The sequence below is a fragment of the Shewanella putrefaciens genome, from assembly GCF_016406325.1.
Classification (GTDB): Bacteria; Pseudomonadota; Gammaproteobacteria; order Enterobacterales; family Shewanellaceae; genus Shewanella; species Shewanella putrefaciens.
Window position 1 is genome coordinate 3322762 of sequence record NZ_CP066370.1, and the last position, 14898, is coordinate 3337659.

A 14898-nucleotide genomic window follows, 5' to 3' on the forward strand; every position below is an offset into this window, starting at 1 on the left:
TCCTTAGTCTGCGTTAGCGACAAGTTTGTCTAGTGGATCTGTCGTCGCAATTTGTGCGCTGCCACGGGGCTGATACATCGTAAAATCACACACTTGGCCATCGACAATTTGAATATTGCGTTGGGCGCGACGAGCGAGTTCAGGATCGTGCGTCACCATAATGATGGTCGTGCCCGCTTGGTTAATATTTTCAAGTAATTCCATCACTTGACGGGCCATTAGGCTGTCGAGGTTTCCTGTGGGTTCATCGGCGAGCAGGAAGCGTGGCTTACCCGCCAATGCCCGAGCAATCGCCACCCTTTGTTGTTGTCCGCCCGACAACTGCGTAGGTAAATGCTTGAGGCGTGAAGCTAGGCCCACTTGCTCTAATGCCTCTTGTACGCGGCGTTGACGCTCCTTGGCATTAAAGCCACGGTAGCGCAGCGGCACTTCAATATTCTCAGCTAAGTTAAGATCGGGAATTAAATTAAAACCTTGGAAAATAAAGCCAATTTTCTCATTACGGACAGTCGCGCTCTTGTTATCGCTCAAGTTAGACACGTTAATCCCATCGAGAAAATAATCACCATGGGTAAAACCTTCAAGTAAACCTGCGATATTTAAAAAGGTGGTTTTACCTGAGCCTGAAGGACCCGTTACCGCGACAAATTCGCCTTCGTTCACCTCGAGGTTAAAATCGCGCAGGGCGTGGGTTTCAACGAGATCCGTTTTAAAAACCTTGCTCACATTCTTCATTGATAACATATTAGTTTCCTTTAATAATCAGTGTTCTCTGCGCGTAAACAACTCGATAAAACGCGATGTATATTTATTTTTCAATTAAGCTATGGCATCACAGAGTCAGCCGAAAAAGGGCTGAACAACACAATCTAAAAACCATACAAAGGCTTGGATCATCAAATCCGTAGATGCAACCGACACCTCACCCACCTGATGTACATCCTCCAAGGGATCAATCCATTCCAACAGATTAAGCCCAAGAAAAAACCAACTATTGGCCTCACCGATACTTAGCTCAACGGCAATCACTAACAATGCTAATGCCAAAACTCCAAACACTTTAGATGACATCAACACGCTAATATTTAAGGGGTTATGTCGCATATCTGGCTCCTATTTAATGCATGACGCTGCACTTTTTATTGCTCACCTAAAGGACTCAACTGATTAGGGATGCCTTGTTTCGCATGATTCAGTTCATTCTTACCTGCTCAGCACGATTAAAGGGATCGAGGCTTGAGATCACCCACTCATCTCCCGCTTTACCGCCATCCAGAACTTCCACTTGGCTCAGGCTCGTACTACCCAGTTTTATCGCACGGCGGGTCGCTAAATCGCCTTCGACTTGATAAGTTTCCTCCCCGCCACCGCTGGTCATAAAGGCGCCGCGTTTTACCATCAGTACATTGGGTCTGTGCTCTAATAACACTCGGGCCGAGATACGTTGATTCTGACGCAGTTTCAGGCTGTCATTTTGATCAAATTGCACCCTTGCGGTCACTTCACGGTTACGCACTTCAGGGGAAATCGACGATAACTTGCCCATTAACTTAATACTGCCAAAACTCAACTCGACTTCCATACCTAAACCTAAATCGTCGGCATAGCTTTCTGGCACGGCCAACTCAGCTTCATAGGCGCTTAAATCCACGACGGTTAAAATCGGTTGGTTGGCACTAAGACGGGTTTTCTGCTCGGTGATCCAGTTGCCGATAATCCCATTAACGGGCGCGACAATATTCAAGGCTTCGACTTGGCGTTCTAGTTCACGCACCGCGAGGGTTTGACGTTCAACTTCGAGGGCTTTGTTTTTTACCTCAAAAGTTAAGGTATCTTTCGTTAACGCGACTTCTTGCTCGGCATGTTTAAACTTCAGCTTGGCTTTGTGTAAATCATCTTTGCCCTTTTCATAATCAATCTGGCCAATAAGTTGGCTTTGAATCAGCAGCTCACCTCGACGACTTTCTCGCTCGGCCGCCTCAAGATCGACCGTAGCCATATCTAAGGTTTGATAAGCTTGTAATTGATCGCGTCTCGCATCTAACTTAGCGCGCTCTAACGCACTTTCCATGCCCGCTAATACGGATTTGGCTTGCTCTAGCTGATTAGTGAGTCTTGGACTATCGAGTTTGGCAACCACATCGCCCTTATTGACTGTATCGCCAGGATTACTCAGTAGGGTCACTGTACCTTCTTCGGTGCTATATAAAATAGGTGCATTAGCAGCCACAATTTTACCTGTGGTCGCCACATCGCGAGTTAAGGTTCCCACATAAAGTGTTGCCGTGGTGATATCGCTACGGCTTAAGGATTTGCTAACACTATCAGAGCCTAAACTTGCCCACACTAAGGCGCTAACTAATAAGGCGCAGCCGCTAATTAACAGAGGTAATTTAAGACGTTTAGTGGTGGATGGCACAAGTACTGTATCTTGGCCGCTAGTATCTTTAATCATGGCTTTACTCGCTTCCCTGTTGGAATCATCAGTGCCGGAACGCATCAACGGACACTATTGGAAATCTCTACCCTAGAGATAGCAAAGCCTATGCCAAACAAGTAAAATCATTTAATTTCAAGTTGTTAATAAAAATTTTTATCAAAAAGTGTCCGCGGACACTGGCGCTTTTATTTAAAAGTGTCCGCAGCAGTGAAACGAAAAGTGTCCGTATGAGGTTCTAAGGCCTAGGAGCTAGAGCCTAGGACCTCGATTTATTAACCGAAAAATCCGAGTTTCCCTTTACAGTAAAATCCTTGCCACATAAGATCCCGCCACCCTCGCAGCAAAAACAATCAAAAGAAAACCCTATGACTACAATCACAATCACTCGCCCAGACGACTGGCATATTCATTTAAGAGACGGCGCCCAACTTAAAGATACAGTGCGCGACATCAGCCGCTATATGGGCCGCGCCATCGTCATGCCAAACTTAGTGCCCCCCGCTATCGATACCGAAACCGCACTGGCCTATTACGATCGCATTAAAGCGCAGGTGCCAGCGGGCTCACCGTTCGAACCTTTGATGGTGTTGTATTTAACCGACAAAACCAGCCCTGATGAAATCCGCAGGGCCAAAGCCTCGGGTAAAATTGTTGCCGCTAAACTCTACCCAGCGGGCGCAACGACTAACTCAGATTCCGGCGTGACCGATGTGAAAAACATCTATCCCGTACTCCAAGCCATGCAAGAAGTCGGCATGCTGTTTTTAGTCCACGGTGAAGTCACAGATTCAGCCATTGATATTTTCGACCGCGAGCGCGTCTTCATCGAAAATACCTTAAGTAAAATTGTCGCCGATTTCCCAGCGCTTAAAATCGTGCTTGAGCATATCACCACCAAAGATGCAGTCGATTTTGTCACTCAAGCCTCTGATAATGTGGCCGCGACTATCACAGCCCACCATTTGCTGTATAACCGTAATCACATGCTGGCAGGCGGTATTCGTCCGCATTTTTACTGCCTACCCATTTTAAAACGCAACACCCACCAGCAGGCGTTATTAGGTGCAGCGGCAAGCGGCAGCAAAAAATTCTTCCTCGGTACAGATTCGGCGCCACACGCCAAGGATAAGAAAGAAGCGGCCTGTGGCTGCGCGGGCTCTTACACGGCTCACGCCGCCATTGAGCTGTATGCCGAAGCGTTTGAGTCGGTCAATGCGCTGGATAAACTCGAAGCGTTCGCCAGCTTTAACGGCCCAGATTTTTATAATCTTCCACGCAATAGCGATACCATCACGCTGGTCAAAAAGTCATGGGATGTCCCTGCAACTTACCCGCTTGGCGATACTAACGTAGTGCCTATTCGTGCTGGAGAAGCCATTGATTGGCAAGTTGAGTAAGCCTTAAGTCTTTAAAATCAAGTCGCCTACGGGCGACTTTTTATCAGATTTTGATTTTTAATTCACAATCGGCTAGTGTCTTTGCCTTTAGAATACGGCCCTTACTTATCACCTTTTAAGAGAAAATCAGTATGCCCACAAGGATGTTATTCTCCGTTTTATCTTCAAGCCTATTGCTGAGCGCCACGATCTCTTTGTCGACCTTTGCGGCCAATGAATTAACGGGGATCTGGCAGGGACAGTTAGGTAAAAGCAAGGTCAGAGTTTGTTTTAATCAATATGGAACAGGCAGTTATTACTATCAACGCTACTTAACGCCGATAAGACTCGAGCAGCAAGATGAACTGTGGAAAGAAGAAGGCAATACCGGAAATTGGCAGTTTGATAGTGTCACGCCACAAAAACTGAGCGGCCATTGGTTTAAAGATACCGCGAGTAAATCGTTACCAGTGCAACTTGAGCGAGAAATCAGCCCAGATAAGGTCGAGGATTGTGGTGCCGATGCTTACAATCTACCGCTAGAAACCACGCCAAAACTCAGCCGAGGTAAATGGCAAAGCTACGAAAATATTGAGTATCGCCCGCTGACTTTTGGCACAGATGTAGGTATCGAATTTAAAGGCCCACAAACGGGTATCTTGGCAATTAATCAATGGCTTGAACATAAGCTCACCGATGAAGCCCAACTAGCACAAACCTTTGACACTCGCCGCAGAATGCTGGCACAAATGGGCAGTTTTGTAACTGACGAAACCTTTGCCGAACCGATTTTTATGAATCAACATTGGCTCAGTGTGCGCCTATATCGCTGGGCCGCAGGTTATGGCGCCAATGGTATCAGCCAAGAATTTGTGAGTTTCTCCCTTACCGACGGCAAACCTTTCCACCCGTGGCAATGGTTTCTCGCCGATACGCAACCACAAAGCATGCTCGAGAGTATGAGTCATCCTTTACCTCCTGCATTAAGGGACAAATTGTTTGCTGGCAAAGCACCGGACGCAGAATGCCCCACATCAGACGGCTCGGGATATTACCAGCTCACCCTTGAGCCAAAGGGTATCAAATTCTGGGAAACGCCCCGCGGCGATGGCTGTGAAAATGAGTTTATCCTCAGCCCGCAAGAAGCCATGCCCTATGCCACCCAATGGGGACAAACACAACTTAAGCTATTGGAATAGTGTACTTAACTGAGAAAATATTAGAGGGCAAGCAAGCTATCATGGCAATGATAATGAGTGCGATGAGAGTTGCGCAATGATAGTAGCGCGACGACAAGCACTCTTTCCCTCCCGACACAGCAATCCATTTCGAGCGAATTCATTTCAGTAAGGATGAACCGATTGAAGTGATAGTGGTGTTTAAGGTTAATAATGGGCTTATTCAAGCCATCTGGAGTTTTGCAACTAACTGAAAAGTGTTACGCCTATCCCAAATTGAGTTTAGGCACATTATGTTAGTGTGATATCAACGCATTCTGTGAGATCTGCGACTGTCCCTCTGTCGCAAAATATCTTAGGGTAAGTAGCAATAACCAAAAGGGTGAAAACACACCACACGCCCTTTCTTTAGCCACTTTGCCCAACAATAGGAATTGCTGATGTCTGATAACGAAAAAGCCTTTTACGACCGTGCCTCTGAGTTGATAAAACTCGCGAACAAGCAAAACCAGAGCACCGAAATCCAAACTGGTGAGGTCAGCGCTTCTTTTATGTGGGCCGTCGCCCGCTATAACGCTTGGTTTGGTTCCACCAGCTTTGAAAGCAAAGAGCAAATGCAGGCCAAAAAGCAGGAAATGATGGACTATTATATGGAGCGCTATAAAGAGATGCTCGACGCCAATCTGGAAGATTATATCGAGAATTTCGACCACTACCGCGCAACGCAGAAGTAATGGCTAAAAAACACCCCGAAAATATTTGATTCTCGGGGTGTTTAATTTTCAAATCTAAGCCTTCATTATCCAAACTGTATTAGGTTAGCTTTGGTATTGGCTGCCTAGGTAATAGACTTATAACTATTAAGCCTAGCTGACCAACGTCGTGGAGCTTCACCCTGATTTGTTAATCAAGAATCGACCAAGAGGGAATTAACAGCAATCCCCTCTTTAAGAGAGTGATTAGTTCTTTATTTTATATGCATAGAATTAATCACTTTCATTCCAGTGACACGCCATAAACTCATCCTTGAGGGCTCGACGACGGCATCTGCTGTATAGGACATACTAATGTCGCGATCACATGGATGTGAATAAGCGACCATGCCGCCAACGGTCACTTACATGCAAGTGCTTAATTTCGTCAACACTTGAGTAGTCTGTAGCTAAATGACTCATATCTCCGTAAACACCTTAGTAACCAGTCTCATACTCCAATAAAAATCACCTAACGACTCAGAATGTGCCCCCAAGCCTACGCCATCATCCATGATGTCGCCACGTAATTTTTATCAATATATTTCAACAACTTCGCAGAGAATAGCGTATTCCTGTAGTGCAAGGTGATTACAGCTCATCTTAATAATCAGAAGGAGTTGCACCAGAACCGTCTTTTTGCAAAGCTAGGTTGTCGAGTTCTATGAGTAAATTCATAGTCTTTCTTATTAAATAGCCAAGTTTAATATACCACTACAAATGGAGTTGCAAATTGCCGAACTCGGATACAGAAAACCAGCAAGTAATATCGTGTGTGGCTGATGCCATTAAATTAGCAAAGACAGAAACTTCAAATAACTCTAAGAAATGGTGGTTTAGGGGACAATCTAACGCCCGCCACAATCTTGTACCTAGTTTATTTAGGCCAATAGACGGAAAATACTATGATGAGAACATGCTCATCGATGAGTTTGTAAGGATGCATCCAGAAGCAAGAGAACGTCATACCGATGTTTTAGAGCTTCTTACTTATGCCCAACACTATGGCTTACCGACAAGACTTCTCGATTGGACGGAAAATGTATTAGTTGCTCTTTATTTTGCGTGCTCAACAGAAAATAACCTTGATGGTAAACTCTTTTTTTTACCCGATTTTGTAGACGATATATTTGATTTCGATTATTACAACTTTGATTTTGGTAAAATATTCCTTACTAAATTAATATAATGATGCAGATGACTTTGAAAATATATTTAAACAGGCCGCATCTTCCATCCGCGAAGATCATCTTAATTTTCTAAATGACCAGATTTTATTTAATGAATTACGTTTTGATGATTTTTTAGCATTAGAGAGAAAGTATCACAGTCCATTATCGAATAAAGGAGTTAATTTAATTTTTAACACCGAAGGCAGTGGAACAGGCCGTTTAATAAAACATGCTGGATTCATGTACACACCAAAACGCCTTAACAAACGATTAGTCACACAACAAGGTTGCTTTACCTGCCATACAGGTAAAATATTGTATAACCAACAATATGTTAAAGTTAACGATGAATTTGATAAATTTTCACATTCCTTCATTATCCCAGCTAAGTTCAAGGAAGATATATTAAATGAACTTAAATATTGCGGAATATACGAAGCAACTTTATTTCCTGAACTTGAATATCAAACGAAACATATTAAAAGCTATTCACTGTTTGAACAAAGGTGGTAATTCTAGCTAAATAACACTTTACAACGTTCTAAATTAAGAAACTGAACTTATAGAGCTTTTATGCCTTAATAATGTACCAATAACACCAGAGCCTAAGGAATACACCATCCCCTCGGAGTTGCCGCAGGGCGAATAGGCAAATTGCGTGAGTTCAGTCATGGATGACCGACTAGCTTTCGCAGGTGCAGGGACGCATCCTTCGGAAGCGATAGCAAATTTGACAATGAGCACAAGGGGCTTTCAACTCCGTTAGGGGCGTCATGGAGCATCCAAGGAGGATAGGACGAGCAGTCCTCCTTGGTCGGGTGTGGGGTGAAGCTCCGCGACTTTGACTTTGACTTTGATTTTAGAAATACATCAAATCAACTATCAGACATACACAGGGATTAACCAAATTAAGCACTATCATGGAAGTGACCGTCCGTGGCATGGTCGCTTATTCACATCCATGTGATCGCGACATTAGTATGTCCTATACAGCAGATGCCACGTTCGAGCATACATGGACGACTATTTTAAAACCAAAGTCGGCGTGTCACTGGAATGATAGTGCTTAATGGATATGCGGAATTAAAGCTCCACCAATATTTACAAACGCACGAAGGATTAAGTTGGCATCCCAACTAAACTGCGGACAAAACTGAGTATTCATGATCTCACGCTGCGGTAGATTGCATTAACTCACCAAAAGATTTTTTGTTTACGAAAAAGTCTTAACCAAACATATCCTCATTGATCAAAATAAGCTGAAAGAGCAAAATGCGCCTCTTGAAGCCGTATGCCAATTCGACTAATGCTCCTGTGTCTATGGCAAAATTAAATGTGTTGATTATGTGAAGGTAGGTGCAATGGATAGCTCAATATTAGTTTTTGATTCAGGTTCAGGTGGACTGACTGTCGCGGCCGAAATAAAAAAGAGAATCCCCAACATACGGCTGAGTTACGTCTCTGACGCTGGCTTTTTCCCGTACGGAAAAAAGCCGCACGATATACTTAAAAAGCGAATTTTAGACGTTATATCCAAAGCAAGCTCACTGACTCAACCCGATATCATCGTTATCGCCTGCAATACAGCGAGTACCATTGCGCTAGACTTACTTCGTGCTGAACTCAATATACCTATTGTCGGCGTTGTCCCTGCGATAAAACCTGCCGCTTCGTTATCAAAATCAAAGGTAGTGATGGTACTTGGCACTCACACCACGGTGAACTCAGCTTATGTGAAGATGCTGATCACTAATTTCGCCACAGAATGTAAGGTTTTAGTAGAAGACTCTGAAGCGCTGGTTCTCGCCTCAGAGCAAAAACTTCTCGGCAATGGGTTTGATCCCGACATTGTAACCCAGGAGATTCAGCGTATTTTTAGCAAACCCGATGCGTTTAATACCGATGTATTAGTGCTGGCTTGTACTCACTTTCCACTTATCAATGCAGAAATCAAAAATGCCCTTCCCCACCACGTTACCGTCATTGATTCTGGATTAGCCATTGCTAATCGAACGCACTCATTGTTGAAAATCGAGCACCAAACGTGTAGCCCGATACTCGATCCAGAAATAACGTTTTACACCACTGGGAATGTAGATTCAGAACAAGCGAAACAAAGCAAAATTGAAGCACTGCTTCAGTGCTCCATTAAATTTAAGCAGCTGTTATTGTAATATTTTTAGCTCATTTTTTTTTAACCCGTTGTCAAAGAAATCTAAATGATTACCCTAAAAGACACCACGAAATAAATGCTATATACCATCGCCTGATTGTTAAATGTTGGATCTTAACAGGCCGCTATTGCGGCCTTTTTTTGTATCAGCTACTTCCTGAAGTGCTTGTCTTCGCATAAAATTCGGCCCGTTTACTGGTGCGCATGAAGCGCAAGTTATCGGTATAAAAAGGTGTAGTTAAATGGAACTTTCGATTCGCAGTTTATTCACTGCAGCGGGCATGATGTTGTTATCCTCTTTAACGGTTATTCCTGCGGCAAACGCTGCGGGCAAAGCCGTCCATCCCACTGTCGATTTACCAAATGGCCAATGGCTTAATTTCCACCAAAAAGACAATCAAGTATGGAGCGAAATGTCCGACGGCGATGCGCCCGGCATACATCTTGATGATTATGGTGCGGCTGAAATTGTGGCCGTTTTTTACTATGACTTTGATAAGGGTGGCGACAAAGAAGTCGTGGTCATGCTTAAAGATGCTGATGGTCAGCATTTACGGGGTTATGGTTTTGAGGATTCAAAGCTCACTAAACTGCCACGCCTACAAGTGGTGCTGGATGAACTCGCCCCGACGTTATCGTCTTTTACCGTCAGCGACACCCGCAAAGTGTTAAACCAAATTCCACCGCAGCAATATCGCATAACCTATGATGTTGAGGCGATTGAAGATCCCGCCATTAAAGCGATTATCGATGGCTCAACCAAGCTCAAACCAACCTTAATCGGCTATCGCAATGCTAAAGGTTTACCTGCCGATGTGAAAACCGCGGACGAATATAAATTACGTTACCCCCTCACCCGCAAAGATAAAGATGCCCAAGGCCGCGAGCATCAATACAGTTTAGTGACTCACTTTTATCGCAATGATTATCGCGAACAACAGGGCAGTTTTGTGTTGGTGAGCGTTGCCTTTGAAGCCGATGATGTAGACTGGCTAAACAGCGGTGAGGGTGAGATCCCAAAAACGGGCCCAGCTTATGATTACATGAATCTCGGTGGATCTTGGGCTGGACTTGCGCTTGAAAGTCATTATGCCCAAGGTCTGCTCGATGGCCCCTATATCGCCTACGATAACCGTAATGCCAATATCATGTTGAATGGTCAGTACAAACAAGGCAAAAAAGTCGGTAAATGGATGGAAGCTGACGGCCAAGCAAGCTATTGGGAAGGTGAATATCTTGACGGTAAAAAGCAAGGTAAATGGATTGCACAGTCCATGTTCGATGAGGCAGATAACTACGGTTTTGCCCATTACAATCAAGGAGTGCTCGATGGCCCCTATGAAATCTATGAGCCCGAATATGGCGCAGACACAGGTGAGAAGCGATTGTCTGAAAAAGGCATTTATCGCAACGGCGTCAAAGATGGTGAATGGCTTGAGAGCAATGGCAATAAAGGTCACTATCAAAACGGCATTAAACATGGCCCTTGGGTAGATAAAGTCTCGCTTGGCGAATACCGCAACTATGTGGGTCAGGGGGCTTACCTTGATGGCAAGCGCACTGGCCCTTGGGTATTTAAAACTGACAAGAAATCGCGGATCGAAGTGACTTATCTCAATGGGTTACGCGAAGGTGAAGAAAAACTAATCAGCGATGAAAATGTGCTCTTTGCCAATAAGCATTATAAACAGGGCCTGCTCGATGGTCAGAGTATTTGGTACTCAGCACAGGATGTAGTTAGCGGCATTAGGCACTATCGCAAAGGTGAGTACCATGGCATGCAGGCTATTTTTGATCCTAACCACAATCATAGGCTTATGGAGTTAAGTCATTATGAATATGACGAAACCCTGCCAGTCAAACCCTCTCAGGACGAGTGCATTATGCGAGAAAACCCCTATAGCAATGACTGTAAGGATATAGTGAATTCCCCCTATAGAAATACGCCATCGCTAAAGCACGGAGAGCAATATTATTATGATAGTAAAGGAAAATTATATAAATTTTCTGACTACCATCATGGTAATCTCATCAGAGAATTTGAATTCGATGAAGAGGGGCATGTCCAAAAGTTACAAAATAATGAACAGGGGCAAGACAGTCAAATCAGCATCCGCTACAAGAAGGATGGCGGTTATTCACTGTCCAACTACAGCGACAATGAGCAACGTGGCTGGACATATGAAATCGATAACAATGGTCGGTTGCAATCCCTGAAGTATTACCACGATGGTGAAAAAAAGGGCTTTAGCCTCCGCTACAACACAGATGGTAGTTATTCGTTTACTGAAAAGTAAACAAGGAAAAGACGGCCCTAAATTTCTGTAAGAACCCACAATAAAAAGATCGGGTATAGCTTTATATAGGCGGTATATAGCCGGCACAGTAAAACCCGTGCATAGACTGATATGGTTATCGCCACGATTAACCACAATCAACACTAACAGCCAAACCCAATAGTGAAAAAATCCTAATGCTAAAAGCCCTTTAGCATTAGGATTGAAAGGATTTTAGACTATCAAGCCACTGATAATAAATACATTAATAAGCTAGCCCGTTAATACGTTTATGAAAGTTACAGCGGCATTCTGTACTCAATAACGCCCGGTTTTTCACCAATCCAGTTATAGAGTTTTTGCGCGGTTAAATTTGTTTCCTGTGTATGCCAGTACAGGCGCGCGCAGTTGTGTTCAATGGCCGCTTGCTTTACATACTCAATCAATTGTTTTCCAACATGTTGCCCCCTTGCCGTTGGGGCAACAAACAAGTCTTCAAGATAACAATAATCCGTTTCGGCCCAAGTAGAACGATGGAAAACATAGTGCACAAAACCGAGTAAGTTTTGGCCCTCTCTTGCGACGGCGCAATAAATGGGTTCTTGGTCATCGAAAAATCGGCGCCACGTGGCTTGGGTGGTCGCTTCTGATAACGCCACTTTGTAAAAAGTCTGGTAATCACGCCAGTGTGGTAACCAGAGTGAATAGTCCGTTTCTTGAACCATATCAATGGTCACTGTTAGTGATTGGCTGGACATTAGTGTACTCCTTGAAATTAAGTAAATGGTCTCAGTTTTACTGAAGCAAGATTCTAGATTCAATTGTGGTACCGCATAAGGTACACTTTTTGCATTTTCTACAGTACCAGTTAGCAAATGAAAAAACCTCAATCCAATTTCCCTCACTTGCAACTCAAAGATGGCATCCTCAAAGATCAGCTTTATCATGCGTTTAGAGAGGCCATTCTTGATGGACGTTTACATCCTAGAATGAAGCTCCCATCCAGCAGAGCCTTGTCGGAAACCATGCAGATTTCACGTAACTCAGTACTGCAAGGGTTTGAGCGCCTGATTGATGAAGGCTATCTGCTGACTAAACCGGGATCGGGCACTTATGTGTCAGATACCATCCCCGATGAACTGATCGATATTCCCAACAGCTCCCGAGAAAGTGCTCAAGCCTTTGATTCCAATGTAGACATTAATCCACAGTTAATAGAAATGGCGCGACTGAAAGCGAAGGGAAATACGGACCACAGCCATAGCATGCTTAATATTGGCGTCGGATGTGTCGATCTTTTCCCACACCAACTTTGGGGACGGCTGTTAGGCCGAGTTTGGCGGCAATCGCGTAAAACCTTAGGTAAATCAAACCATAGCGCGGGGTATTTGCCGCTGCGTGAGGCAATAAGTGATTATGCGCGTTCGACACGCGGCCTCAATTGCACACCTGAGCAGATCATCATAGTCAATGGAACTCAGCAGGCCATTAACCTCACGGCGCAAGTCCTCCTCCAACAGGGAGATGAAGTCTGGCTTGATGAACCTGGATATGATGGCGCTTTAGGCGCATTTCTCTCACAAAATATGCGAGTTCGTCCTGTGGGTGTTGATGATGAGGGTACAAATATTGCCGATGCGATACAGCGGTATCCTGCAGTGAAACTGGCTTTTACCGCGCCCTCACACCAATTTCCCCTCGGTGGCATGCTAAGTCTGCCACGGCGATTAGCCTTACTCGATTGGGCCGCTGAGCAAAGGAAATGGATTTTAGAGGATGACTATAACGGTGAGTTTCGTTACAGCGCCCGCCCAATACAGGCATTACAAGGGCTCGATAAACACCAAAGGGTGATTTATGCAGGTACCTTTTCCAAGATGCTACTGCCCGAATTGCGACTCGGCTTTTTAGTAGTGCCCTCTAAACTGGTACAGGCTTTCCAGCTAGCAAAGCACTACGCCGATACGCACACGGCTCACCTAGAGCAAGCAACATTAGCGCTGTTTATCGCCGAAGGACATTATGCGCGGCATGTTCGCCGAGTGCGAAAAGCCTGCTTAGCGCGCCAAACGGCGCTAATCGCGGCAATTGAGCAGTATCTGCCTGACAAATTGTCCGTTCAAACCTCAGACTCAGGTATTCATCTGGTCTGTTGGCTAAAGGGCGATTTGACCGAAGAAAAAGTGATCAATAAATGCCGCCAACTCAGTTTAGGTGCACAGCCTTTGTCTCGATATTGCCAAGCGCCCTATCCAAGGCAAGCAATCTTACTGGGCTATGCCGCTCATACGCCTGATGAGCTGCGGGAAAGTATCAAAAAACTGGCGCAGATCCTTTAATATCCAAGCTTAAAAAGCCTGAAAGAAAATCCCGAAAGCACTGAAGATGGCAACAAACCATGTGAGGGATCTTAAGGTGCCTTTGTTGGCAAGATAGAGGATGTGATACACAAAGCGGGCGCCGACATGGACGATGGCGAGCCACTCAGTGGTGGGATTCACTTTGCCCGTGGCGATAACCACTAATACGGCTAGGCCAAACACCAGCAATGATTCAAAGGCATTTTGATGTCCCGCTAAAGCGCGAGCGCCAAAACCGGTTAGCTGTGCTTGCTGAGCACGGGGATGATTATTATCGTAACCACCCGCCTTTGCCATAGCCCAAGCCACTGGACCTTTCGCAAGATATGGCAATAACATAGCGATAAATAAGCAAATAAGTAGGGTGTTCATGGGTGTGCTTCCTTTTTTATAATGCTTGAGCTTTTATACAAATTGGCCAGCAAAATTCACCAGATTATGCGCTAAGATGGGGAAAACTAAGCTCCCCGTTCTTTCCCTTAACCACAGTAAAATCAAGCCATAAAAGCCAGTTAATGACATCGACATCAGAGAGAAATGAAATTCGCCAGCGTTATACATAAGACCATGAATAAGACCGAATAACAGCACTAATAGCAATCCAGCGACATTTATTTGCGCACCCAACAGATTTATCCGACTCGACACTATGGCTAACGAGACAATATAGAGCAGTACGCCTCGAAACATAGGTTCTTCATCAAGCCCTGGCATTGTCGCCTGGTACCAAAGTTCTTCAGCATCATAATCTGGGCCATTACCCAGAGTGTAAGACAAGAGTAATTGCAGCACGATAAAAAACATAATCACAACAAGGGAGGGAATAACGGCGCCGCGATGTTGCTTAAACGTAAAACCTGCCTCGGCAATTTTAAATTGTTTCTGACTTAAACATAATGCGAATAATGCCAGCACCCAAAGTAGGATTGCTGCAATTTTACCGCCCCAATTCCATTGTAAATCAGTAAAATAATCATTCAATGGGATCCATTTCCCACCATTAAAAAGCGCAACGCCATAAAGAAAGATCAGTGCCAGCGCCACCATAATCCATACAAAATTAATTTTAACTATGCCTTTACGCTCAAGCACAAATGCTATTAGAGCGACAATAGCGACATTAATCATTATCGAAATCAATAAATCCAAAATATTCTCTCCTTAGTTTTGT

General features: G+C 44.4%; 13 protein-coding genes. 7 read left to right on the forward strand and 6 right to left on the reverse strand.

Translation table 11 applies throughout. The features are described from left to right. Nucleotides 1-3 precede the first annotated feature (3 nt). From JEZ96_RS14910 to JEZ96_RS14920, 3 genes are all read right to left on the reverse strand, one after another. Nucleotides 4-744: an ABC transporter ATP-binding protein gene (locus JEZ96_RS14910; RefSeq protein WP_011788332.1), complete on the reverse strand. Its 741-nt coding sequence runs from the start codon at nucleotides 742-744 to the stop codon at nucleotides 4-6. 96 nt (nucleotides 745-840) lie between these two features. Beyond that, nucleotides 841-1104 (reverse strand): hypothetical protein, encoded by a 264-nt coding sequence (locus JEZ96_RS14915; protein WP_011788331.1) that lies wholly within the window; start codon nucleotides 1102-1104, stop codon nucleotides 841-843. An 88-nt stretch (nucleotides 1105-1192) separates the two neighbouring features. Next, nucleotides 1193-2455: an efflux RND transporter periplasmic adaptor subunit gene (locus JEZ96_RS14920; protein ID WP_014611178.1), complete on the reverse strand. Its 1263-nt coding sequence runs from the start codon at nucleotides 2453-2455 to the stop codon at nucleotides 1193-1195. Between the two features lie 350 nt (nucleotides 2456-2805). Here JEZ96_RS14920 and pyrC point away from each other — a divergent pair, with 350 nt between their 5' ends. From pyrC to JEZ96_RS14950, 6 genes are all read left to right on the forward strand, one after another. Beyond that, complete coding sequence (gene pyrC / locus JEZ96_RS14925; RefSeq protein ID WP_025007616.1) at nucleotides 2806-3837, forward strand: dihydroorotase; 1032 nt, start codon at nucleotides 2806-2808, stop codon at nucleotides 3835-3837. A 131-nt stretch (nucleotides 3838-3968) separates the two neighbouring features. Beyond that, complete coding sequence (locus tag JEZ96_RS14930; protein WP_025007615.1) at nucleotides 3969-5015, forward strand: hypothetical protein; 1047 nt, start codon at nucleotides 3969-3971, stop codon at nucleotides 5013-5015. 419 nt (nucleotides 5016-5434) lie between these two features. Then, nucleotides 5435-5728 carry a DUF3144 domain-containing protein gene (locus JEZ96_RS14935; RefSeq protein WP_011919856.1) on the forward strand — a complete coding sequence of 98 codons (294 nt, stop codon included), beginning with the start codon at nucleotides 5435-5437 and terminating at the stop codon, nucleotides 5726-5728. 793 nt (nucleotides 5729-6521) lie between these two features. Continuing rightward, nucleotides 6522-6935 (forward strand): FRG domain-containing protein, encoded by a 414-nt coding sequence (locus tag JEZ96_RS19550; protein WP_233058888.1) that lies wholly within the window; start codon nucleotides 6522-6524, stop codon nucleotides 6933-6935. A 1344-nt stretch (nucleotides 6936-8279) separates the two neighbouring features. Beyond that, the gene (murI, locus tag JEZ96_RS14945) at nucleotides 8280-9092 is read left to right on the forward strand and encodes a glutamate racemase (RefSeq protein ID WP_011788325.1); all 813 of its coding nucleotides are present in this window, start codon (nucleotides 8280-8282) and stop codon (nucleotides 9090-9092) included. A 241-nt stretch (nucleotides 9093-9333) separates the two neighbouring features. Continuing rightward, the gene (locus JEZ96_RS14950; RefSeq protein ID WP_061783113.1) at nucleotides 9334-11388 is read left to right on the forward strand and encodes a toxin-antitoxin system YwqK family antitoxin; all 2055 of its coding nucleotides are present in this window, start codon (nucleotides 9334-9336) and stop codon (nucleotides 11386-11388) included. A gap of 278 nt (nucleotides 11389-11666) precedes the next feature. Here JEZ96_RS14950 and JEZ96_RS14955 read toward each other — a convergent pair whose 3' ends face one another. Then, a complete protein-coding gene (locus JEZ96_RS14955; protein ID WP_011788323.1) occupies nucleotides 11667-12125 on the reverse strand; it encodes a GNAT family N-acetyltransferase in 459 nt (152 codons plus the stop codon). A gap of 117 nt (nucleotides 12126-12242) precedes the next feature. Here JEZ96_RS14955 and pdxR point away from each other — a divergent pair, with 117 nt between their 5' ends. Then, nucleotides 12243-13706 (forward strand): MocR-like pyridoxine biosynthesis transcription factor PdxR, encoded by a 1464-nt coding sequence (gene pdxR / locus JEZ96_RS14960; protein ID WP_025007614.1) that lies wholly within the window; start codon nucleotides 12243-12245, stop codon nucleotides 13704-13706. 9 nt (nucleotides 13707-13715) lie between these two features. Here the strand turns inward: pdxR and JEZ96_RS14965 are convergent, their stop codons facing one another. Together JEZ96_RS14965 and JEZ96_RS14970 are read right to left on the reverse strand one after the other, a co-directional pair. Next, complete coding sequence (locus JEZ96_RS14965; protein WP_011788321.1) at nucleotides 13716-14099, reverse strand: MAPEG family protein; 384 nt, start codon at nucleotides 14097-14099, stop codon at nucleotides 13716-13718. 33 nt (nucleotides 14100-14132) lie between these two features. Continuing rightward, nucleotides 14133-14876: a CPBP family glutamic-type intramembrane protease gene (locus JEZ96_RS14970; protein WP_227498142.1), complete on the reverse strand. Its 744-nt coding sequence runs from the start codon at nucleotides 14874-14876 to the stop codon at nucleotides 14133-14135. Between the last annotated feature and the right edge of the window lie 22 nt (nucleotides 14877-14898).

Coding starts and splice junctions, on each gene's coding strand:
- JEZ96_RS14930 (WP_025007615.1), top strand. CDS start 3,969: ATGCCCACAAGGATGTTATTCTCCGTTTTATCTTCAAGCCTATTGCTG.
- pyrC (WP_025007616.1), top strand. CDS start 2,806: ATGACTACAATCACAATCACTCGCCCAGACGACTGGCATATTCATTTA.
- JEZ96_RS14935 (WP_011919856.1), top strand. CDS start 5,435: ATGTCTGATAACGAAAAAGCCTTTTACGACCGTGCCTCTGAGTTGATA.
- JEZ96_RS14950 (WP_061783113.1), top strand. CDS start 9,334: ATGGAACTTTCGATTCGCAGTTTATTCACTGCAGCGGGCATGATGTTG.
- murI (WP_011788325.1), top strand. CDS start 8,280: ATGGATAGCTCAATATTAGTTTTTGATTCAGGTTCAGGTGGACTGACT.
- JEZ96_RS14915 (WP_011788331.1), bottom strand. CDS start 1,104: ATGCGACATAACCCCTTAAATATTAGCGTGTTGATGTCATCTAAAGTG.
- JEZ96_RS14910 (WP_011788332.1), bottom strand. CDS start 744: ATGTTATCAATGAAGAATGTGAGCAAGGTTTTTAAAACGGATCTCGTT.
- JEZ96_RS14965 (WP_011788321.1), bottom strand. CDS start 14,099: ATGAACACCCTACTTATTTGCTTATTTATCGCTATGTTATTGCCATAT.
- JEZ96_RS14920 (WP_014611178.1), bottom strand. CDS start 2,455: ATGATTAAAGATACTAGCGGCCAAGATACAGTACTTGTGCCATCCACC.
- JEZ96_RS14955 (WP_011788323.1), bottom strand. CDS start 12,125: ATGTCCAGCCAATCACTAACAGTGACCATTGATATGGTTCAAGAAACG.
- pdxR (WP_025007614.1), top strand. CDS start 12,243: ATGAAAAAACCTCAATCCAATTTCCCTCACTTGCAACTCAAAGATGGC.